The following is a 21,339-nucleotide window of genomic DNA, read 5'->3' on the forward strand; positions in this document are numbered from 1 at the left end:
CCTTTTGATGATCGCCACGCCGCCCGAGTCCCAGGATCAGCCCCACGCAGAAGCGTCGGGCGGGCGCGCACATTTCCTGCAGGTATTTTTGTCCCAGCGTTCACAGATGGAGGCGTTGGTCAGTCGCCGCGTAGGCTGCCGGGCGACGGCAGCGGACCTGGTACAGGACCTGTTTCTGCGTTTCTGGCGCCGGCCCCTGGTGCAGGTCGAAGAACTCAGCACCTACCTGCTGCGCTGCGCCGGCAATATCGCCATCGACCACCTGCGCAGCGAAAACGCGCGGGTGCGCGGCACTGAAGGCTGGATGCCGGAGCAGCACGACCATCACAGCTCCGAGCCCCAGGCCGCGCTGGAAGCGGGCAACGATCTGCGCCATGTCGAAGCGGCGCTGCGCAGCTTGCCGGAGCGTACGCGGCAGATCTTTTTGCTCAACCGCATCCACGGGCGCAAATACGCAGAAATCGCCAAGGCCATGGGCCTGTCCCAAAGTGCCGTGGAAAAACATATGATGCGCGCCCTCGAGGCCTGCAAAGCCAGCCTTCGGCAAGCCCATCCGCCACGCTCGCCAGGGAAAGCACCGTGAACGTCACCCCGACACCCGCCCAGGAACAGGCCGCCCTGGCCTGGCTCAGCCTGCTGCACGATGCGCCGAGCAGTGGCGACCAGGCTACCTTCAGCCACTGGTTGCGCGCCGACCCGGCCCATGTCGAGGCGTATGCCCAGGCCCAGGTGCTGTGGGAACTGAGCGAAGTCCCGGCGAGCACTCTGGCTGACGAAGACGCGTTGGCCTTGCAGCGTTACCTCAAGGCCATGGACGGTGCGAAAGGCTCCCGCATGCGCCGCTGGTCTGCAGCGCTGGCAGTGGCGGCGTGCCTGGTGCTGATGGTGTCGCTGGGCGCGGGGTGGCAGCCGCAGCGCTGGGTCGATGACCTGGGCGCCGATTACGTCAGTGCGCCGGGTGAAGTCAAAACCGTGACCCTGGCTGATCAAAGCCAAGTCACCCTGGATGCCGACAGCGCGATTGCCGTGGATTTCAGTCACGGTGAGCGGCATATCCAATTGCGTCGCGGTGCCGGTTTTTTCAGCGTGGCCCACACCGGGCAAGCCTTTGTGGTGCACGCCGACAGCGGCGAAGTGCGGGTGCTGGGCACCCAATTTGAAGTGCGCCTGCAACCAGCGGGCGCCCAGGTGACGGTGCTGTCGGGGCGGGTAGGGGTTACGCCGTCGGCCCAGGGTCCTCAGCAAATACTGACGGCCGGCCAGCAAGTGGCCTACGCCGAGGGTGTGGCTGATGAGCGGCATGCGGTGGACAGTGAATCGCGCCTGGGCTGGCGTGATGGCTGGCTCAACTACTACAAGACCCCGCTGGCCGATGTGGTCAAGGACCTGGGCCGTTACTACCCCGGCCGCATCCTGCTGCTCAATGACGAACTCGGCGCCCGCCGGGTCAGCGGCAGCTTTCCGAGCAAAGACCCCGAGGCGGTGCTCAAGGCATTGCAAGCGGTGCTGGGCTTTGAGCAGCACAGTGTGTTGGGGCGGTTGATCGTGGTCCGCTAAAAACCAGCCCCACAGAAATAGTGAGCGCCTGAAGAGAAAGTTGATAATTATTCTTATTTGCATTTATGATATGTTATTACATTCATGCAAAGGAGCCACCCTATGAAAGTCCTGTCCTCCCTCAAAGAAGCCAAGAACCGTCATCGCGACTGCCAGATCGTCAAGCGCCGGGGGCGGATCTATGTGATCTGCAAATCCAACCCACGCTTCAAGGCCCGGCAGGGCGGGGCGAAAAACAAGAATAAAGGCTGATGTTGAAATTATTTTCAATTTCACCTGAGGTAAACCCCCACGCCATCCGTGTAGTGCTTGAAACTGCGATCAATTCGCATTAACAGCGTTTTCTACACGGGTTCTCAAGCATGAAGTCCAGGGCAAAATCGGCGGTAGGCGGTTCGGTTAAACAGTGGCTGGGAGCCTCCCTTCTGGCCGCTTCAGGCCTGGCATTACAACCCCTGAACCTGGCGCAAGCGGCGCAGGAGCAGAGCGCAGTCTTCAGCTTTGCGCTGCCGGCCAAGCCGTTGCCCCAGGCCCTGAGCGATTTCAGCCGGGTGACCGGCATCAGCGTGGTCTACACCGACGAAGCCCCCTACACCCTCAACGCCCCGGCCGTCAGTGGGCAGATGAGTGCCGCCCAGGCTCTGCAGCGCCTGCTGGGCAACTCCGGCTTGACCTTCCGCCAGATCGACGCCCGCACCCTGGCCCTGGAACCGCTGCCTAGCGAAGGCGCGGTCAACCTCGGCGCCACCACCATCAGCGGTGTCAACCAGCAGCAAACCACCAGCTACCAGCCACCGCCCACCAGCTCGGTGATGCGCTCCCAGGGCTTGCTGCTGGAAACCCCGCAAACCGTGAACATGGTGCCGGCCCAGGTGATGCGCGACCAGGTGCCGCGCAACCTCGATGATGCCTTGGCCAACATCAGCGGCATCACCCAGACCAACACCTTGGGCAGCACCCAGGATGCGGTGATGCTGCGTGGCTTTGGCGACAACCGCAATGGCTCGGTCATGCGCGACGGCATGCCCGTGGTGCAAGGCCGGGCGCTGAACGAAACCGCCGAGCGCGTCGAAGTGCTCAAGGGCCCGGCGTCGTTGCTATATGGCATCCAGGACCCGGGCGGGGTGATCAACATTGTCAGCAAGAAACCCGAACTGACCCAATCCACCGCCTTGACCGTGCGTGGCTCGACCTATGGCAGCGGCAAGAACGGCAGCGGCGGCAACCTCGACACCACCGGCCCGTTGGGCGACAGCGGCCTGGCTTACCGCTTGATCGTCGACCATCAGGATGAGGACTACTGGCGCAACTTCGGCACCTATCGCGAAAGCCTGATCGCGCCGTCCCTGGCCTGGTACGGCGACACGACCCAGGTGCTGCTGGCCTACGAGCACCGCGAATTTCTCTCACCGTTCGACCGTGGCACGGCCATCGACCCCAAGACCAATCACCCGCTGGACATCCCCGCCACGCGCCGCCTGGATGAGCCCTTCAATAATATGGAAGGCCGCTCGGACCTGTATCGCGTCCAAGTCGACCACGACCTGAACGACGACTGGACGGCCCACTTCGGCTACAGCTGGAACCGCGAAACCTACGACGCCAGCCAGGTGCGTGTGACTAAGGTCAATGCCAATGGCACTTTGACGCGCAACATGGACGGCACCCAGGGCGCGTTGACCACCGACCGCTTCACCACTGTGAGCCTTGAAGGCAAGGTGGACGTGGCCGGCATGCGCCATGACCTGGTATTCGGCCTGGATGACGAGTACCGCAAAATCTACCGCGCCGACCTGATCCGCCAGGCCAGCCGCAGCGTGTTCAACTACAACGACCCGGTGTACGGCCGCGAAGTGGCGGGCACCAATGTCAGCGCGCCGGACAGCAACCAGACCGACCTGCTGCGCAGCGATTCGGTGTTTTTCCAGGACGCCATTCACCTCACCGACCAGTGGATCCTGGTCGGTGGTGCGCGCTTCCAGGCATACGACCAATACGCCGGCAAGGGCCGCCCGTTCACGGCCAACACCAACAGCAACGGCCAGAAGTGGGTGCCTCGTGCCGGCCTGGTGTATCGCTACACCGATGAGCTGTCGTTCTATGGCAGCTACACCGAATCGTTCAAACCCAACTCCACCATTGCGCCGCTGGACAACAAGATGGTGATCGACGGCAGCATCGCCCCGGAACAGTCCAAATCCTGGGAGCTGGGGGCCAAGCTCGATATGCCGGGGCGTATTACCGCTAACGTGGCCTTGTTTGATATCCAAAAACGCAACGTGCTGGTGTCGATCACCGAGGGCGCGACCTCGATCTACAGCGTCGCCGGCAAGGTGCGCTCCCGTGGCCTGGAAATGGACCTGAGTGGGCAGTTGACCGACCAGTGGAGCCTGATCGGCAGTTATGCCTACACCGATGCCGAGGTCACCGAAGACCCGACCTACAAAGGCAAGGGCCTGCAGAACGTGGCGAAAAACTCCGGCTCTGTTTCAGCCGTGTACGACTTCGGCACTATCGTCGGCGGCGACCAACTGCGCGTCGGTGCCGGTGCGCGTTATGTGGGCGAGCGGGCTGGCGATGCCCTCAACAGCTTCGACCTGCCGGGCTACACCGTGGCCGATGCGTTTGCCACCTATGACACCAAGGTCGACGGGCAGAAGGTCAAGTTCCAGCTCAATGTGAAGAACCTGTTTGACCGTACCTACTACACCTCGGCTGTCAGCCGCTTGTTTGTGTCCATGGGCGATGCGCGCCAGGTGTCGTTGTCCAGTACCCTGGAGTTCTGACCGTCGGCGATGACGCTGGCGGCCTGAGCTGCTAGCGTTGCGCTCTTTGATGATTGCCGGGACGGTTTGATGCAGTTGGGACGATGGATACACACCAGCGCCATGCTGGTGGGCGTGAGCCTGTTATTGGGTGGCTGTGCCACGCCTTCGAAAACCGGCGAACAGGCGCTGGACCAATTGTTGGCTGATCCTGCCTTGGCGGGTGCCAGTGTTTCGCTGATGGTGCGTGATGCTCGCAGCGGCAACACGCTGTACCAGCACAACCCACGCACGCGGCTGGTGCCGGCCTCCAGCCTGAAACTGCTGACCACTGCGGCGGCCATGGATGTACTGGGCCCGCAGTATCGGTTTTCTACGCAGTTGTTGAGCAATGGCAGCCAACAGGGCACGCGCCTGCTGGGCAACCTGTACCTGCGGGGGCTGGGTGACCCGACGATCCAGTGGGCGGATTACCAGGCGCTGGCGGCGAGCCTCGCCGCCCAGGGCATCCGTCAGGTCCAGGGCGATATGGTGTTCGATGACAGCTGGTTCGACGCCGAGCGCTTGGGTGTGGATTGGGCCCATGACGACGAAGACAAGTATTACGGCGCGCAGATTTCCGCGCTGACCGTGTCACCCAATGCTGATTTTGATGCGGGCACCTTGATCGTCACGGCCAAGGCGCCCACAACGGTCGGCCAGTTGGTGAATGTCACCCTGAGTCCGCCCACCGATTATGTACAGCTCAGCAACCTGGCCGTTAGCGGCCCAGGCAATAGCTATGGGCTCAATCGCCAGCATGGCAGCAACCTGCTGCGCCTGAGCGGCGCGTTACCGCCGGGCAAGCAAAGCCGCCAATGGGTCAGCGTGTGGGAGCCGACGCAACTGGTGGCCAATCTGTTTGCCCAGGCCTTGGCGGAGCAGGGGATCAGCGTGCAGGGGCGGCGGGTGATCGGTGGTGTGAGTCCGGCGACCGCCACTGTCCTGGCAACACACCAGTCGGCACCGTTGCAGGAGCTGATCAGGCCCTTGCTCAAACTGTCCAATAACAGCATGGCCGAAGCGCTGCTCAAGGCCATGGGGCGCCAGCAGGCGAATGCTGGCACGGCGGCGGCCGGGGTTGCGGCGGTGGCCGACTTTATCAAGCGCCAGGGCCTGGACCCGGCAACATTAAGCCAGGTGGATGGCTCGGGTTTGTCGCGACGTAATCTGGTGTCGGCGCAGAACTTCACCGACCTGTTGCTGGCCATTAACAAGCAGCCGTGGTTCAACGCCTGGTACGACGCACTGCCCATCGCCGGCAACCCGGACCGGCTGGACGGCGGCAGCCTGCGTTACCGCCTGCGCGGGACAGCGGCGCAAAACAACCTGCAGGCCAAGACGGGGTCGATGGGTGGGGTGTCTTCGTTGACGGGCTACATCACCGATGCGGGTGGGCGGCGGTTGGTGTTTTCGATGCTGACCAACAACTATGTGGTGCAGGGGAGCCGGATCAAGGCGCTGGAAGATCGACTGGCCGTGGTCCTGGCACAAAGCCTCGATTGAAACCCGCACGCATTGGTTTTGTGTAAGGCCTCTAGGGCTGGAACGCCTGCCGGTATTCCCCCGGTGTCGCTCCCATTGCCTGGCGAAACCGGTTGGTAAAGTGGCTGGCGCTGGAAAACCCACACGCCAGGGCAATTTCCCCCAGCGGCAGTGAGCCGCTGCGCAACAGGGCCTGGGCCCGGGACAGGCGGCGGGCCAGTACATATTGATGGGGCGGCAGGCCAAAGCTTGTGCGAAACATCCGCGCGAAGTGGTATTCCGACAAGGCGCACAGCCCCGCCAGTTGCCCCAGGCTGATCGGTTCGGCCAGTTGCTGGTCGATGTACTCCACCAACTGCCGGCGCTGGTGCGCCGCCAGGCCGCCCTTGAGTCGCAACCCCTCACGCAGGCCGACCTGGCTGAGCAGGGTATGGTTGAGCATTTCAAAGGCCAGGCTGCTGGTCAGCAAGCGTTCTGCCGGTTCCTGCCAATTGAGGCGGATCAGTTGATGAAAACGTCGCGCTTGCTGTTCGTCTTCCAGAAAGGTGCTTTCGCGCAGTTGCAGGGCGCGGGGTTCACGGTCCAGCAGGGTGACGCAACCCAGGGCAAATTGCTCGGGGCTGAAGTACACATGGGCCAGGCGGATTTCACCATTGATCACCCAGGCCGACTGATGCTCGGCGGGCAGGATGCACAGCTTGTCGGGGCCGCCCTTGGTGTCGGGCTGGTTGCGCCGGAAAGTGCCGGTGCCGCCGGCCACATAGCAAGACAAGGTGTGATGGCTGGGCGCCTGGTAATCCTGGGCGTCGTGGTGGTTGCTCCACAAAGCTGCAGACAAGCCGTCCCCAAGCTCGGCAGACAGCTCCAGGCGAGCGTTGGGCGAGCTGTTCAGGGCTTTGAAGACTTGCAGGTTTTCCAGTACAGACATGGGGTTCTCTCCGACGCCTTGCATCCTACTCCCGGCGGCTGGCGCTGTGATCCCTCGGCCCGACAAAAGCGCAAGAATCTGCAAGTGCCCAGCAGCAAGGCGGGGTGAAACTGTGGCTCAACCACCGGAGTGCGCCATGAACCTATCCCTGTATTTACTGACCGTGCTGATCTGGGGCACCACCTGGATTGCCCTCAAGTGGCAATTGGGCGTGGTGGAAATTCCGGTCTCGATCGTCTATCGCTTCGGCCTGGCGGCACTGGTGCTGTTTGGGCTGCTGTTGCTCAGCCGCAAATTGCAGGTGATGAACCGTCGGGGTCACCTGATCTGCCTGGCCCAGGGCTTGTGCCTGTTTTGTGTGAACTTCATGTGCTTCCTCACGGCCAGCCAGTGGATCCCCAGTGGCCTGGTGGCCGTGGTGTTCTCCACCGCGACACTGTGGAATGCGTTGAATGCGCGGGTGTTCTTTGGCCAGAAAGTTGCGCGCAATGTACTGCTGGGCGGCGGCCTTGGGTTGCTGGGGCTGGGGCTGCTGTTCTGGCCTGAACTGGTCGGGCATACCGCCAGCCCCGAAACACTGTTGGGCCTGGGCCTGGCGCTGCTGGGCACCCTGTGTTTCTCGGCAGGCAATATGTTGTCGAGCCTGCAACAGAAAGCCGGGCTCAGGCCGTTGACCACCAACGCCTGGGGCATGGCCTATGGCGCGTCGATGCTGGCGCTGTACTGCGTGGTCCAGGGCATTCCGTTTGAGATGGAGTGGAACACCCGCTATATCGGTTCGCTGCTGTACCTGGTGATCCCCGGTTCGGTGATTGGCTTTACCGCGTACCTGACCCTGGTCGGCCGCATGGGCCCGGAGCGGGCGGCGTATTGCACGGTGCTGTTCCCGGTGGTGGCATTGAACGTTTCGGCGCTGTTCGAGGGCTACCAATGGAGCGCCCCGGCGCTGGCCGGGTTGGTATTGGTGATGCTGGGGAATGTGCTGGTGTTTCGTAAGCCCAGGGCGGTTGCGCCTGTGAGCCCGCTTTTGCAACCGAAGCAAACCTAATGTGCAAGAAGATCTAATGTGGGAGCTGGCAGGCCAGCTCCCACAGTGTGATCCGCGTTACTTCAGGCCCAGGCGCTTGGCCATGCGCCCCAGGTTGGCGCGGTCCAGGCCCAGTTCGCGGGCGGCGCTGGCCCAGTTGTGCTGGTGGCGCTCCAGGCAGGCGCTGATCACTTGCCTTTGGTAGTGCTCGGTGGCCTGGCGCAGATCGCCAGTCACCACGGGGATTTCGCCAGGCTCTTCTATCAAGGGCGCAGAGTCATTGGGCAAGTCCAGGTCCTTGGCACTGAGGCTGAGGATCTTCGGTCGCTCGCGGCAATTGCCCAGGGCCTTCAACGCGCTGCGGCCGATCAGGTGTTCCAGCTCGCGCACATTCCCGGGCCAACCATAAGTCAACAACGCCGCCTGGGCATCGCTGGTCAGGCGCAGGCTGCCCAGGCCCATGCGTGAACGGTTCTGTTCGAGGAAAAATCCCGCCAGCAACAACACATCGCGCCCGCGTTCACGCAGGGCCGGCACTTGCAGGGGGTACACGCTCAAGCGGTGATAGAAGTCGGCGCGGTAGCGGCCGTTGCGCACCTCGGCGGCCAGGTCGCGGTTGGTGGCGGCGATCAGGCGCACGTCCACTTGATGCTCCTTATCCGAACCCAGCCGCTGCAACTGCCCGCTTTGCAGGACGCGTAACAGCTTGGCCTGGACTGTTAGCGACAACTCTCCCACTTCGTCGAGGAACAGGGTGCCACCGTTGGCCAATTCAAACTTGCCCCGACGCTCGTTCAGCGCGCCGGTAAACGCGCCGCGCACGTGGCCGAACAGCTCGCTTTCCACCAGGGTTTCCGGGAGGGCGGCGCAGTTGAGGCTGATCAGCGGCTTCTCCGCGCGGGGCGAGGCAGCGTGGATGGCCTGGGCCACCAGCTCCTTGCCGACCCCGGTTTCACCGGTGATCAACACGGTCAGGTCGCTGCCGCCCACCAGTTTGATTTCTTCCACCAGGCGCTTGTGGGTCTTGCTCTGGCCGATCATTTCCTTGTGCTGCTGGCCGCTGGCCTGGCGATAGATTTCCGCACGCTGGTGTTCGTCTTCGGCGCGCAGGGCCAGGTGCTCCATGCGTTCGGCCACATTGACCGTGGCGGCGGCGAGGCTGGCGAAGGCCTGCAAGGCGTCCAGTTCGACCCGGTCAAACCGCTCGGTGTCCAGGGCATCCAGGGTCAGCAGGCCCCAGGGGTGGTCGTCGACAAACAGCGGGCAGCCCATGCAGTCGTGGACCTCCAGATGCCCGTGCAGGCCATCGACCAGGCCGTCGTAGGGGTCGGGCAGTTCGCTGTCGCTGTCAAAGCGGGTCGGGCCGGGGCTGCTCAGCAGCACGGCGAAGCGCGGGTGTTCGCTGATCTTGAAGCGCCGGCCCAGGGTGTCCGGGCTCAGGCCGTCCACGGCCAGGGGTACCAGCCATTCGCCGTCCAGGCGCAACAGCGCGGCGGCATCACAGGGCAGCAGGGTGCGCATGGCTTGCAGCAGGCGTCGGTAACGCTCGCCTTCCGGCAGTTCACGGGACAGGTCAGCCACCAGTGGCAGCAGGGTGGTGAGCAGGGAGTGTGCAGTCATAATGACTCCTTGTAGTCCTAATGACTATAAGGTGTAGGAAGTCATATTGACTATGTTTAATTTAAGTTGTTGATAAATAAGGGTTTGTTAGTTGGCATGAATACTGATTGCTACAGGGTAATCATTCAGAAGCCTTAAAGGCTCAGGAGTCTCCCCATGCTTAGCGTTCAAGACCGTGCCATCATCAAGTCCACTGTGCCGCTGCTCGAAAGCGGTGGCGAAGCCCTGATCACCCACTTCTACCGCATGATGCTCTCCGAGTACCCCGAAGTGCGCCCGCTGTTCAACCAGGCCCACCAGGCCAGCGGCGACCAGCCCCGCGCCCTGGCCAATGGCGTGCTGATGTACGCCCGGCATATCGACCAACTGGATCAGTTGGGCGACCTGGTGGCCAAGATCATCAACAAGCACGTGGCCCTGCAAATCCTCCCGGAGCACTACCCGATTGTCGGCAACTGCCTGCTGCGGGCGATTTCCGAGGTGCTGGGTGACGAAATCGCCACCCCAGAAGTGATGAGCGCGTGGGGCGCGGCTTATGGTCAGTTGGCCGACATCCTGATCGGCGCAGAAAGCGCCATCTACGACGAAAAAGCCCAGGCCGTTGGCGGCTGGCGCGGGGCGCGTGCGTTTCTGCTGGTCAAGCGTGTGGAGGAGAGCAGTGAAATCGTCTCCCTGTACTTTGCCCCGGTGGACAATGGCCCGATCCTCGCCGCCGAGCCCGGCCAGTACATCGGCCTGAAGCTGATCCTCGATGGCGAAGAAGTGCGCCGCAACTATTCATTGTCGGCGCGCACCGATGCGGGCCTGTACCGCATCAGCGTCAAGCGTGAAGCGGGCGGGCGCGTGTCCAATTACCTGCATGACCAGATGCACGTGGGCGCGACCATCGACCTGTTCCCGCCATCGGGGGAGTTCACCCTGGTGCCCAGCGACAAACCCCTGGTGCTGATCAGCGGCGGGGTGGGCATCACCCCGACCTTGCCGATGCTGGAAGCGGCCCTGGCCACCGAGCGCCCGGTGCATTTTATCCACTGCGCACGCAATGGCGGCGTGCATGCGTTCCGCGATTGGGTCGATGCCCTGGCTGCGCGCCATCCGCAACTGCAGCGCTTTTACTGCTATGCCGAAGACGACGGCATCAGCCCGGCGGCGGACAAGCTCGGTTTGCTGACCCAGGAGCAACTGGCGGCGTGGTTGCCCGAAGAGCGTGATGTGGATGCCTACTTCCTGGGGCCGAAGGGTTTTATGAGCGCGATCAAGCGTCACCTCAAGGCGCTCGGTGTACCTGAGAAGCAGAGCCGGTATGAGTTCTTCGGGCCGGCGGCGGCGCTGGAATAAGCGGCCGCTCTTCAACACCGTATTGGCCTCTTCGCGAGCAAGCCCGCTCCCACATTTGATCTGTGAATACATTCAAATGTGGGAGCGGGCTTGCTCGCGAAGAGGCCCGAAAGACCACCACATTAATGTGTCGTTAACCCGCCTGCGCCTAAGATTGCGACGCCTACTGCTAAATTTTCACCACCTGTGTGTAAACTTGCGGCCATTGGCATACCCATCATTAGGCAAAGGGAAACGGGGATGATTGACGAAATGCGGTTGGGCCGTGAGCGGCGCTTCCTGGTGTTGCTGGGCATCATCTGCCTGGCGCTGATCGGTGGCGCGCTTTATATGCAGATAGTGCTGGGCGAAGCGCCATGCCCTTTGTGCATCTTGCAACGCTATGCCTTGTTGCTGATTGCGCTCTTTGCCTTTATTGGCGCGGCCATGCGCACCCAGCGCAGTGTCACGGTCTTTGAAGTGCTGGTCGTGCTCAGCGCCCTCGGTGGTGTCGCTGCCGCCGGGCATCATGTGTACACCCAGTTCTATCCGACCATCAGTTGTGGCGTCGATGTACTGCAGCCGATTGTCGATGACCTGCCCCTGGCGAAGATCTTCCCCCTGGGCTTCCAGGTCGATGGGTTCTGCAGTACCCCGTACCCGCCGGTCCTGGGCTTGTCCCTGGCCCAGTGGGCGCTGGTGGCGTTTGTGTTGACGGTGATCCTGGTGCCCCTGGGCATTTACCGTAATCGCAAGCACAACGCTTAAATCGTCCTACAAAACGCCCCTGTCCTGCTGATGCAGGCAGGGGCGTTTTTGTGTGTGGGCATTTTGTGAAGGGGTCATGACGCTGGACAAGATTGGCTGCGCGCAACGTGCGACACGTTGTCACACTGAGGGCGCCGCAGGACATTTCATACCCCATGGCACAGCGCTTAATCGACCATGGGTTGGGCGCTTTTGCCTGTCATTTTCCACCCTGGCCGACCCCGCGCGCGGCGTGCTCTACAGAACATCCAGTGATGGGCGAATGCCTTGTTTTTAGCGGGCTTGCCTGGGGTTTTGCGACCCTGGAAGAGGTCTCTGGGTGCGACAGAATGGGCAATAACACGGCTTTTTTTGGGGTTTTTGTTGAGAATCAAACGCGATACGATCCCGAACCTTTGCAACAATGGCGCAGGATTATTGCTGGAAACGATAAAAATTATTTCTTTATAGGTCATGGTTTATACATCGCCAGCTAACTACAATCGCCCGCACTGAGTGTCCGGTGCTGCTCAACCCTGAGCAAATAGGGCGGTCGAGAGGCGGAAACAATGCTTCATGCGACCCCAGGTGCCGGCAGCCTTTCAACTATCCGCACCAAATGGAATTGGTCTGTAACAAGGCCTTTGACCAACGAAATCGAATAAGAATTCACCGCCAGACCTGGACGTGTCGATCAGCGCATGAAGCGCCGGGCAGGCCCTTATTCAATCGAAGAGAAATGCCAACCCTTGGCAGGGTGAAGTGTTGGCGATCAAAACCCAACTGCATTGCGCAAGCTGCTTTAGAGGTCGTGAGATGAGTAAAAACAGGTACACCCGATTACTAGGCATAGTGCCGCTTTTCGGCATGTTATTGCTGGGAGGCTGCAACTGGACGCTGCTCGACCCTGTGGGTCAGGTCGGCGTAGAGCAACGTAACCTGATCATCACGGCCACCTTGCTGATGCTGTTGGTCGTGGTGCCGGTGATCGTGATGACCTTCGCGTTCGCCTGGAAATACCGCGCATCCAACACCAAGGCGACCTACGCGCCGAAGTGGTCGCACTCCACCAAGATTGAAATCGCGGTGTGGCTGGTACCTGTACTGATCATTATCGCCCTGGGTTACATCACCTATAAGTCGACCCACGAGCTGGACCCTTACCGTCCGCTGGAATCCGACGTGCCGCCAATCACTATCGAAGTGGTCGCGCTGGACTGGAAGTGGCTGTTCATCTATCCCGAGCAAGGGATCGCCACCGTCAACAAGATCGTGTTCCCGGCCAACACCCCGATCAACTTCAAAGTGACCTCGGATGCGGTGATGAACTCGTTCTTCATCCCGGGCCTGGGTGGCCAGATCTACGCGATGGCGGGCATGCAGACCAAGCTGCACCTGATTGCCAACCAGAACGCCGAGCTCGACGGTATCTCCGCCAACTACAGTGGCGCGGGCTTTACCGGCATGAAATTCAAAGCAATCGCCACCACCCAGGAAGACTTCAACGCCTGGGTACAAGAAGCCAAGAGCTCACCAAAACAGCTTGAAAAAGCTGAATACGAAGCCCTTGCCAAGCCAAGCCAGAACAACCCTGTAGAGCTGTACTCCTCGTACACGCCGGACCTGTTTCAGAAAATCATCGACAAGTATGAAGGGATGAAACCAGGCAAGCCGGTCAAGCACGAGAAGAAAGAAGTGGCTGCTGTGGAAGGGACGGACGCAAATTCGCATTCAGCTGCCGGGGCAGAGGAGTAAACGATGTTTGGTAAATTAAGTTGGGAAGCGGTCCCATTCCACGAGCCGATCGTGATGGTGACCATCGCCATGATCGCGCTGGGTGGTCTGGCACTGTTTGCGGCAATCACCTACTTCAAGAAGTGGACCTACCTGTGGACCGAGTGGCTGACGTCGGTCGACCACAAGAAAATCGGCGTGATGTACATCATCGTCGCCATGGTCATGCTGCTGCGTGGTTTTGCCGACGCCATCATGATGCGTACCCAGTTGGCCATGGCCACCGAGGGTTCGCCTGGCTACCTGCCGCCTGAACACTATGACCAGATCTTCACCGCCCACGGTGTGATCATGATCATCTTCATGGCGATGCCTTTCTTCACCGGCCTGATGAACCTGGCAGTGCCGCTGCAGATCGGTGCGCGTGACGTTGCGTTCCCGTTCCTCAACTCCCTGAGCTTCTGGCTGCTGGTTTCCGGCGTGGTGCTGATCAACCTGTCCCTGGGCGTCGGCGAATTCGCCAAGACCGGTTGGGTTGCCTATCCGCCGTTGTCGGGGCTGCAATACAGTCCGGGCGTGGGGATGGATTACTACATCTGGGCGCTACAGCTATCCGGGTTAGGTACGACGCTGACGGGGGTCAACTTCCTGGCCACCGTGCTGAAAATGCGTACCCCAGGCATGAAGCTGATGGACATGCCGATCTTCACCTGGACCTGCACCTGGGCCAACGTTCTGATCGTGGCTTCGTTCCCGATCCTGACCGCTACCCTGGCACTGTTGACGCTTGACCGTTACATGGATTTCCACATTTTCACCAATGAACTTGGTGGCAATCCAATGATGTACGTGAACCTGTTCTGGGCATGGGGTCACCCTGAGGTGTACATCCTGATCCTGCCAGCGTTCGGTATCTTCTCCGAAGTGATCTCGACCTTTACCGGCAAGCGCCTGTTCGGTCACCACTCGATGGTCTACGCCTCGGGCGCGATCTCCGTACTGGGCTTCATGGTCTGGCTGCACCACTTCTTCACCATGGGTTCGGGGGCCAGCGTCAACGCCTTCTTCGGCCTGGCGACGATGCTGATTTCGATCCCGACGGGGGTGAAGCTATTCAACTGGCTGTTCACCATCTACCACGGCCGCCTGCGCTTCACCAGCCAGGTTCTGTGGACCCTGGGCTTCATGGTGACGTTCGCCATCGGCGGCATGACCGGCGTACTGCTGGCCATCCCGGGTGCTGACTTCGTGCTGCACAACAGCCTGTTCGTGATCGCGCACTTCCACAACGTGATCATCGGTGGTGCGGTATTCGGCTACATCGCTGGTTTCAGCTTCTACTTCCCGAAAGCGTTCGGCTTCAAGCTGCACGAAGGCTGGGGCAAGGCTGCATTCTGGTTCTGGATCACCGGCTTCTTCGTCGCGTTCATGCCGCTCTATGCACTGGGCTTCATGGGCATGACCCGTCGTCTGAACGCCACTACCAACCCTGAGTGGGTGCCGTACCTGTACGTCGCCATGTTCGGTGCGGTGATGATCGCTGTCGGCATCGCCTGCCAGCTGATCCAGCTGTACGTGAGTATCCGTGACCGCAAGCAAAACGCCTGCGACTCCGGCGACCCATGGAATGCACACACCCTGGAATGGTCGACCTCGTCGCCACCGCCGTTCTACAACTTCGCTGTACTGCCGAAGGCCGAGACCATCGACCCGTTCACCGAAGCCAAGGAAAACGGTACTGCGTACCAGCGACCTGTGCGCTACGAACCGATCCACATGCCGAACAACACCGCCACTGGCGTGGTGATGGGCGCGCTGTTGACGGTCTTCGGTTTCGCGATGATCTGGCACATCTGGTGGCTGGCCATCGCTAGCCTGGCTGGCACCGTGATCTACTTCGTGATCCACGCGGCGCGTGATGATCAAGGCTACATGGTGCCGGTCGACGTGATCGAGCGCATCGAAGCCGAGCAGCACGCTCGCCTGGTAGCCGAGAAGAAGATTCCGGCCAACCGTGTTGAAACCTCGTTGGAACAGGCTTAAACCATGTCGAACTTAGTGACCAATGCTGGACACGCCCATGTCGATGACCATGGGCACGATGACCATCACCACGACTCGGGCGAGATGACCGTATACGGTTTCTGGCTCTACCTGATGACCGACTGCATCCTGTTTGCGTCGATCTTCGCGGTGTACGCGGTACTGGTAAACAACGTAGCGGGTGGCCCGTCGGGCCACGACATCTTCGAACTGAATTACGTGCTGGGCGAAACCGCCTTGCTGCTGTTCAGTTCGATCACCTACGGCTTCGCCATGCTGGCGTTCTTCCGTGGCAACAAGGCAGGCGTGCTCAAGTGGCTGGGCCTGACCTTCCTGCTCGGCCTTGGCTTTATCGCCATGGAGATCAACGAGTTCCACCTGCTGATCTCCGAAGGCTACGGCCCTAGCCGTTCCGGCTTCCTGTCGGCGTTCTTCACCCTGGTCGGTACCCACGGTCTGCACGTAACCGCCGGTCTGATCTGGATGGCGATCATGATGTACCAGGTCAACAAGCATGGCCTGACGTCGACCAACAAGACCCGCCTGAGCTGCCTGAGCCTGTTCTGGCACTTCCTGGACGTGGTCTGGATCTGCGTCTTCACCGTTGTCTACTTGATGGGGACTCTGTAATGGCTAATGCACACTCCCATGACAGCCATGATGCGAGCCACGGCAGCGTAAAGTCTTACGCTATCGGCTTCATCCTGTCGGTGATCCTGACGATCATCCCGTTCGGCCTGGTGATGTACCCAACCTTGCCGAAGGCCACGACACTGGCCATCGTGCTGTTGTTCGCGGTGATCCAGGTGGTTGTCCACCTGTATTACTTCCTGCACCTGGATCGCTCCCAGGCCCAGCGCAACAACGTGATTGCGTTTGTGTTCACGGCCATTGTGATCCTGCTGCTGGTTGGCCTGTCGTTGTGGATCATGTTCAGCATCCACACCTACATGATGGCGAAGTGAGGTAAGACCCGATGTCGCTTAAGCACTTTATCCAAATCACCAAACCGGGGATCATTTTCGGTAACGTGCTTTCTGTGGCAGGCGGTTTCTTCCTGGCCTCCAAGGGGCATGTCGATCTGGCCATCTTCCTGGCGGCAATGATCGGCACTTCCCTTGTTGTGGCGTCCGGTTGCGTGTTCAACAACTGCATCGACCGTGACATCGATATCAAGATGGAGCGCACCAAGAATCGCGTGCTGGTCCAGGGCCTTATCTCCCTGAAACTGGCACTGATCTTCGCGACCGTCCTCGGTGTTGCCGGCGTGGCATTGCTGTACACGGTGGCCAATCCGCTGGCGGCGTTGTTTGCCGTGATCGGTTTTGTCATCTACGTCGGCCTCTACAGCCTGTACCTCAAGCGCAAGTCGGTTCACGGCACGCTGGTGGGCAGCCTGTCGGGGGCGATGCCGCCGGTGATTGGTTATGTGGCTGTGACCAATAGCTTCGACATGGCTGCGCTGGTGCTGCTGGTGATGTTCAGCCTGTGGCAGATGCCGCACTCCTACGCCATTGCGATCTTCCGTTTCAACGACTACCTGGCGGCTTCGATTCCGGTATTGCCGGTCAAGCGTGGCATCCAGGTGGCGAAGAAACACATCCTGCTGTACATCCTGGCCTTCCTTGTGGCGACCTTGATGTTGACCTTCAGTGGGTATGCCGGCATGAGCTACCTCGCCGTCGCCGCGGCCATGGGTATGTACTGGTTGTACATGGCCTGGACCGGCTACAAGGCGGTGGATGACACTGTCTGGGCGCGTAAGTTGTTTGTCTTCTCGATCTTCACCATTACGGCTTTGAGCGTGATGATGTCCCTGGATTTCCAGGTGCCGAAAGAGTTGTTGCTGACTTACGCCCACTGAGTTGGGATGTCATGAAAAGCCCCGCCTTTGAGAGAAGAGCGGGGCTTTTTTGTGGGGGGGGGTATGGGTACATATCCATTTCTGCGGTCACGGCGGCTATTGGTTCCGCCCTTACGGCGGCTCACTTTGGAAGAGCGCCAAAGTAAGCAAAGCGCTCTTGCCCCACCACTCGGTGCCTCGCCTAGGCTCGGCATGCCCGCAGTCAGGCATTGCTCCGTGGGCCCGCCGCGATCGGCCATCCATGGCCGTGTCGCGGCTACCCCGGCATCCATGCCGGGGTGCCCACTGCGCAATACCTGCCTGCGGCCATCGTGGTTTAACGGGGCGCCTAGGATCAAGATCAAAAGCCAGATCAAAAGCAGAGCAACAGCAACAGCAAAGCCGGGGTGCGAAGCTGCCTTCCCCTGTGGGAGCTGGCTTGCCTGCGATGGCGGCAGGTCAGTCAATAGATTTATCGACTGATACACCGTGGCCCCCCCAAATTAATGTCGGATGAGGGGCATGCCGAGTCTAGGCGAGGCACCGAGTGGTGGGGCAAGAGTGTTTTGCTTACTTTCGCGCTCTACAAAAGTGAGCCGCTGTAAGAGCGGAACCAATAGCCGCCATTACAAAAAACGGATATGTACTCAATCAAGACCTATTGCTGAGCAATGCTATACCCATCAAACGCCGTCTGCTGTTGCAGCGCCGTCACAATACTCTTGCGCGTCAAAGGCTGCTCGGCACCGGAGTTATCCACAAAGCTTTCACTCTCAAGCTCCGCCTCATCCCCTTCACCCACAAAACTAAAGCCCAAAAACTCCAGCGCCTCGCGGTCAACATTGAGCTTGGAGCGCGGCGTGCGCATCGGCAGGGTCACGCTGATCCCGTCCTTGCTGATCACAAACACCTCAACTTCCTTCTTCGCCCGCGCAGCCTTGCCCTTGCCGGCGCTCGGGTTGCTGATGGCCTGGTGGGTCTGGTTCAACACCTTGAGCGCCAGGCCATACACCAGTTCCTGGAACTCGGGGTCGTCCTTGAAGCTGGAAAGGATTCGGCTGATCGAAAACTTGCTGCTCAGGTCTTCCAGGGCTGCGTTGTCGGCGGCTTCGGCGTCTTTGAGCTGCTTGAGCTGGCCCATCAGGTCATAGGCCTGGTCATCGTCAAAGGCATCGTGGGCCTGGCGGATGGCGACGCGCAATTCGCGGATCTGGTCGCTTTCCTTGGAGGTGTGGAACGCGTCCAGCACCATTTCACTGATGTTCTTGGCCGCTGGCACATGCTGTGAAAGATTGATGGCGTTTTCGTATTCAGCTTTGGACTGCAAAGTGACTACGGATTCTTCAGTACGGGAATCTGACATTGAAATTTCACTACTTCTGTAAGCGGGGAGACGGGAAAAACGTCGGGCATTTTCAAGGGCCGGGGTAGCAAGGTCAAGGCGGCACTCTGCCTTCATCGTCATCCGCGCTTACAGTTCCTGCATCTCCTGCAATTGCGCCTCCAGCGTTTCCCGCAGCCCGCTATCCCGTCGGGCGATAAACACCAGTTGCGCCGAGTCCTGCGCGTGCTCGCCGCTGGCCAGGCTGAACTGGCTGCGGTTGCCCACATGTTGTAACCAGAAGGGTTGCTCATTGCCCTGTAAATGCACCAGGCCTTTAAGGCGGAACAAGTCCTTGGGCAGTTGCCCCAGCCAATCGCGCAGGGCTTTGGCCGGCAGGGCCTGGGTGGCTTGCCAGGTCCAGCTTTCGAACAGTTCGTGGTGCGGCGTCGGCACGGGAGTGAAGCCGTTGCGCGGGGTGCGCTCGCCCAGCAGCAGGGCATCGGGGATCTGCGCCTGCACGGTGCTGATCACGCGTGTGCGGGCACCGATAGTTGCGCGCAGGCTTTGCAGTTCGGCGGCGCTGACCAGGTCGGCTTTGTTCAGCAGCACCAGGTCGGCACAGGCCACCTGAGCCCGGGACAAGCGTGCGAACTCACCTTCCAGGGCGCCATAGCCGCTGGCGTCCACCAGGGTGATCACCGTATCCAGATGCAGGTGCGCCTTGAGCTGTGGATAACCCAGGGTTTGCACAATGCGTTGCGGGTCGGACACACCGCTGCACTCGATGACGATACGGTCCAGGCGGGGGCGCAGTTGGCTCAGGCTCACCAGCTGCGCCAGCAGGTCCTCTTGCACCGTGCAGCAGATGCAGCCGTTCTGCAGGCTGAACACGGCGTCGGTGACTTCGGCGATGATCGCCGCATCGATGTTCAGCTCGCCGAAATCATTGACGATCACCGCCATGCGCCCATGTTGCGGCTGCTGGGCGATGCGGTTGAGCAGGGTGGTCTTGCCTGCGCCGAGAAAGCCCGAAACTACCGTGACTGCAATGCTCTCGCTATTCATTCGATCACCGGCGGCAGGCCTTGCCACACGGCTTGCAGCGCCGTGCCTTCAAAGGTGTTGAGGCGGTCGTACACCGGCCGACCATCGACCAGGGTCAGCAGCACCTGGGTCTGGTGGATGTAGTTGCGCGCCGGCTGGGCGAACAGGTCACGGTCGATCACGATCAGGTCGGCGCACTTGCCCACCTCCAGGCTGCCGGTGGAGTGCTCCAGGCCCATGGCGTGGGCGCCGTTGAGGGTCGCCACTTGCAGTGCCTGTTCCAGGGTGATCGGCTCGCCGAAGCACTCCGGTTCCTGGTTCCAGGGGTTCTGCCGGGTGACCATGGTTTCCAGGGCCAGCCACGGGTCAATCGAGGCCACCGGCCAGTCGGTGCCCATTACCGCCAGGCCGCCTTCGGCCAGCACGCCTTTGAAGTCGTAGATGCGCTTTAGGCGCTCGGCGCCATAACCGGAGCGGGCGCCGCTGGCAAACGGCGTCGGGTACCAGGCCGCCGGGGAGAATTCGGCGATCACATTCAGCGCCTTGAAGCGCTTGAGGTTGCCCGGATGCAGCAAGGTGCTGTGGGCGCATTGGTGACGAATGCCGCTGTCACCGTTGACCCGCCGCGCTTCGGCGACCGCATCAAGGAATACATCGGAAGCGCCGTCGCCGGTGCAGTGGGCGATCACCCGCAGGCCACGGCGGTCCATGTCCACCACCATGTCGGTGATGTGTTCCGGGGTCAGGTTGAGCTTGCCGCGCCAGGTGGAGTCGGCCGCCCAGGGGGTCATCAGGTACGAAGACTTGGGCTCCACGGTGCCGTCGAAATGGAACTTCACCGCGTTGGCGTTCAGCCGCGCGCTGCGATAGTAGTGACGCTCGCCGCCGAGCAGTTCCCAGCGCCGGCGCACCGGGAAGATATCGTCCTGCCAACTGATCGCGGCTTCCACGCGCAGGCTCAATTCGCCCGCATCGTCCAGCTCCTTGAGGGCGTCCAGGCGCCGCTCGCAGACGTGAACATACTTGGTCGCGGTAACGCCACGCGAGCTCTGGAAATGCACGCCGTCGCGATAGGCCCGGCGCAGCACCGCCACCGGGGTCGGCGGCATGGCCGCGTGGATCAGCGCGTAGGCACCGTCGATCATCAGGCCGTTGGGCTCGCCGCTGAGTTCGTCGCGCTCCATATAGCCGTTGCGCGGGTCGGCGGTGTGGCGGTCGATGCCGGCCAGTTTCAAGGCGCAGGAGTTGACCATCATGGTCCCCCACATACGGTCCAGCAGCGCCACCGGGCGGTCCGGCATGATGCTGTCGAGCCATTCGCGCCCTGGGGTCAGCCCGGCTTCGCGGAAGGTGTAGCGCACCCAGTATTGGCCGTAGATCCAGCCATCGCCGGGGTGGGCATCGGCGTAGGCGTGGATCGCCGCCGCCAGTTGTTCGGGGGTGGGGTCTTCGATGCCCACATCCAGGTCATCGCTGTAGCGTGGCGCCAGGGCGAGGTCGGGATGGGTGTGCATATCGTGCAGGCCGGGCATGCAGAATGCGCCCAGCAGATCATGCTGGCGGGTCTGCGGGCCGATCAGGTGTTGCAGGTCGGCGAATGTGCCGACTGCGATAAAACGTCCCCCGCGAATCGCCACCGCGTCGGCCCACGGTTGGGCCGGGTCGAGGGTGTAGAAGCGGCCGTGGTGCAGCACCAGGTCAGCGTGCTCGCCGACAACGGAGTGGGTGGAAGTGAATTGGTCGGAAGCGGTCACGGGGGAAACCTCAATATTCAGAAGCGGCGACGATCAAAGGGTGGGAGCTGGCTTGCCTGCGATGGCATCACCGCGGTGTGCCTGTGGGGCCGAGTTGCCCGCATCGCGAGCA

19 protein-coding genes and 1 pseudogene are annotated in these 21,339 nt (G+C 61.0%); 14 read left to right on the forward strand and 6 right to left on the reverse strand.

The genetic code is table 11. The annotated features are described in order from the left end of the window. The first annotated feature begins 4 nt into the window (after positions 1 to 4). The 5 genes from PSFL_RS26285 to dacB all read left to right on the forward strand — a co-directional run bounded on the left by PSFL_RS26285 (position 5) and on the right by dacB (position 5,867). Positions 5 to 583 (forward strand): RNA polymerase sigma factor, encoded by a 579-nt coding sequence (locus PSFL_RS26285; protein WP_115127456.1) that lies wholly within the window; start codon positions 5 to 7, stop codon positions 581 to 583. Next, positions 580 to 1,557, forward strand: coding sequence for a FecR family protein (locus PSFL_RS26290; RefSeq protein ID WP_198830815.1), 978 nt, complete (start codon positions 580 to 582; stop codon positions 1,555 to 1,557). Before PSFL_RS26285 ends, PSFL_RS26290 begins: the two co-directional genes overlap by 4 nt. A gap of 102 nt (positions 1,558 to 1,659) precedes the next feature. After that, the gene (gene ykgO / locus PSFL_RS26295) at positions 1,660 to 1,809 is read left to right on the forward strand and encodes a type B 50S ribosomal protein L36 (RefSeq protein ID WP_020297337.1); all 150 of its coding nucleotides are present in this window, start codon (positions 1,660 to 1,662) and stop codon (positions 1,807 to 1,809) included. A 110-nt stretch (positions 1,810 to 1,919) separates the two neighbouring features. Then, the gene (locus tag PSFL_RS26300; protein ID WP_397470648.1) at positions 1,920 to 4,343 is read left to right on the forward strand and encodes a TonB-dependent siderophore receptor; all 2,424 of its coding nucleotides are present in this window, start codon (positions 1,920 to 1,922) and stop codon (positions 4,341 to 4,343) included. 69 nt (positions 4,344 to 4,412) lie between these two features. Then, positions 4,413 to 5,867, forward strand: a complete 1,455-nt coding sequence (gene dacB / locus PSFL_RS26305) for a D-alanyl-D-alanine carboxypeptidase/D-alanyl-D-alanine-endopeptidase (protein WP_169960560.1) — start codon at positions 4,413 to 4,415, stop codon at positions 5,865 to 5,867. A gap of 31 nt (positions 5,868 to 5,898) precedes the next feature. Here the strand turns inward: dacB and PSFL_RS26310 are convergent, their stop codons facing one another. Continuing rightward, positions 5,899 to 6,774 (reverse strand): helix-turn-helix domain-containing protein, encoded by an 876-nt coding sequence (locus PSFL_RS26310; protein WP_273871691.1) that lies wholly within the window; start codon positions 6,772 to 6,774, stop codon positions 5,899 to 5,901. A 136-nt stretch (positions 6,775 to 6,910) separates the two neighbouring features. On the opposite strand from PSFL_RS26310, the gene PSFL_RS26315 reads away from it, so the two are divergent. After that, entirely contained in the window at positions 6,911 to 7,822 is a 912-nt protein-coding gene (locus PSFL_RS26315; protein WP_057437865.1) for a DMT family transporter, read from the forward strand. A gap of 57 nt (positions 7,823 to 7,879) precedes the next feature. Here PSFL_RS26315 and norR read toward each other — a convergent pair whose 3' ends face one another. Further along, positions 7,880 to 9,421 (reverse strand): nitric oxide reductase transcriptional regulator NorR, encoded by a 1,542-nt coding sequence (gene norR, locus PSFL_RS26320; protein WP_198792272.1) that lies wholly within the window; start codon positions 9,419 to 9,421, stop codon positions 7,880 to 7,882. 156 nt (positions 9,422 to 9,577) lie between these two features. Here norR and hmpA point away from each other — a divergent pair, with 156 nt between their 5' ends. From hmpA to PSFL_RS26335, 3 genes are all read left to right on the forward strand, one after another. After that, the gene (gene hmpA / locus PSFL_RS26325) at positions 9,578 to 10,759 is read left to right on the forward strand and encodes an NO-inducible flavohemoprotein (protein ID WP_115127459.1); all 1,182 of its coding nucleotides are present in this window, start codon (positions 9,578 to 9,580) and stop codon (positions 10,757 to 10,759) included. 240 nt (positions 10,760 to 10,999) lie between these two features. Next, a complete protein-coding gene (locus tag PSFL_RS26330; protein ID WP_057958354.1) occupies positions 11,000 to 11,506 on the forward strand; it encodes a disulfide bond formation protein B in 507 nt (168 codons plus the stop codon). 155 nt (positions 11,507 to 11,661) lie between these two features. After that, the gene (locus tag PSFL_RS26335; protein WP_157717215.1) at positions 11,662 to 11,982 is read left to right on the forward strand and encodes a hypothetical protein; all 321 of its coding nucleotides are present in this window, start codon (positions 11,662 to 11,664) and stop codon (positions 11,980 to 11,982) included. Between the two features lie 77 nt (positions 11,983 to 12,059). On the opposite strand, the pseudogene PSFL_RS26340 reads toward PSFL_RS26335, so the two are convergent. Then, positions 12,060 to 12,274, reverse strand: a pseudogene (locus tag PSFL_RS26340) (hypothetical protein). Positions 12,275 to 12,301: 27 nt separating this feature from the next. Here PSFL_RS26340 and cyoA point away from each other — a divergent pair. The 5 genes from cyoA to cyoE are packed head-to-tail and all read left to right on the forward strand — an operon-like array spanning position 12,302 to position 17,126. Then, on the forward strand, positions 12,302 to 13,240 hold the full coding sequence (gene cyoA / locus PSFL_RS26345) for a ubiquinol oxidase subunit II (RefSeq protein WP_029300208.1): 939 nt from the start codon (positions 12,302 to 12,304) through the stop codon (positions 13,238 to 13,240). A gap of 3 nt (positions 13,241 to 13,243) precedes the next feature. Continuing rightward, positions 13,244 to 15,262, forward strand: coding sequence for a cytochrome o ubiquinol oxidase subunit I (gene cyoB / locus PSFL_RS26350; RefSeq protein WP_057444528.1), 2,019 nt, complete (start codon positions 13,244 to 13,246; stop codon positions 15,260 to 15,262). A gap of 3 nt (positions 15,263 to 15,265) precedes the next feature. Beyond that, the gene (cyoC, locus tag PSFL_RS26355; RefSeq protein WP_038446230.1) at positions 15,266 to 15,892 is read left to right on the forward strand and encodes a cytochrome o ubiquinol oxidase subunit III; all 627 of its coding nucleotides are present in this window, start codon (positions 15,266 to 15,268) and stop codon (positions 15,890 to 15,892) included. Then, entirely contained in the window at positions 15,892 to 16,227 is a 336-nt protein-coding gene (gene cyoD, locus PSFL_RS26360) for a cytochrome o ubiquinol oxidase subunit IV (RefSeq protein WP_029300215.1), read from the forward strand. The genes cyoC and cyoD overlap by 1 nt, the downstream gene beginning before the upstream one ends. Positions 16,228 to 16,238: 11 nt before the next feature. Next, positions 16,239 to 17,126, forward strand: coding sequence for a heme o synthase (gene cyoE / locus PSFL_RS26365; RefSeq protein WP_029300217.1), 888 nt, complete (start codon positions 16,239 to 16,241; stop codon positions 17,124 to 17,126). A 637-nt stretch (positions 17,127 to 17,763) separates the two neighbouring features. Here cyoE and PSFL_RS26370 read toward each other — a convergent pair. The 3 genes from PSFL_RS26370 to PSFL_RS26380 form a co-directional block, all read right to left on the reverse strand. Then, on the reverse strand, positions 17,764 to 18,468 hold the full coding sequence (locus PSFL_RS26370) for a hypothetical protein (protein ID WP_128593920.1): 705 nt from the start codon (positions 18,466 to 18,468) through the stop codon (positions 17,764 to 17,766). Positions 18,469 to 18,576: 108 nt separating this feature from the next. Continuing rightward, positions 18,577 to 19,494 (reverse strand): GTP-binding protein, encoded by a 918-nt coding sequence (locus PSFL_RS26375; protein WP_057960594.1) that lies wholly within the window; start codon positions 19,492 to 19,494, stop codon positions 18,577 to 18,579. Next, the gene (locus PSFL_RS26380; protein ID WP_273880115.1) at positions 19,491 to 21,227 is read right to left on the reverse strand and encodes an amidohydrolase; all 1,737 of its coding nucleotides are present in this window, start codon (positions 21,225 to 21,227) and stop codon (positions 19,491 to 19,493) included. Before PSFL_RS26380 ends, PSFL_RS26375 begins: the two co-directional genes overlap by 4 nt. Positions 21,228 to 21,339 lie beyond the last annotated feature (112 nt).

Source organism: Pseudomonas sp. DD1, from assembly GCF_044510355.1.
In the GTDB taxonomy this organism is placed as follows: Bacteria; Pseudomonadota; Gammaproteobacteria; order Pseudomonadales; family Pseudomonadaceae; genus Aquipseudomonas; species Aquipseudomonas shahriarae.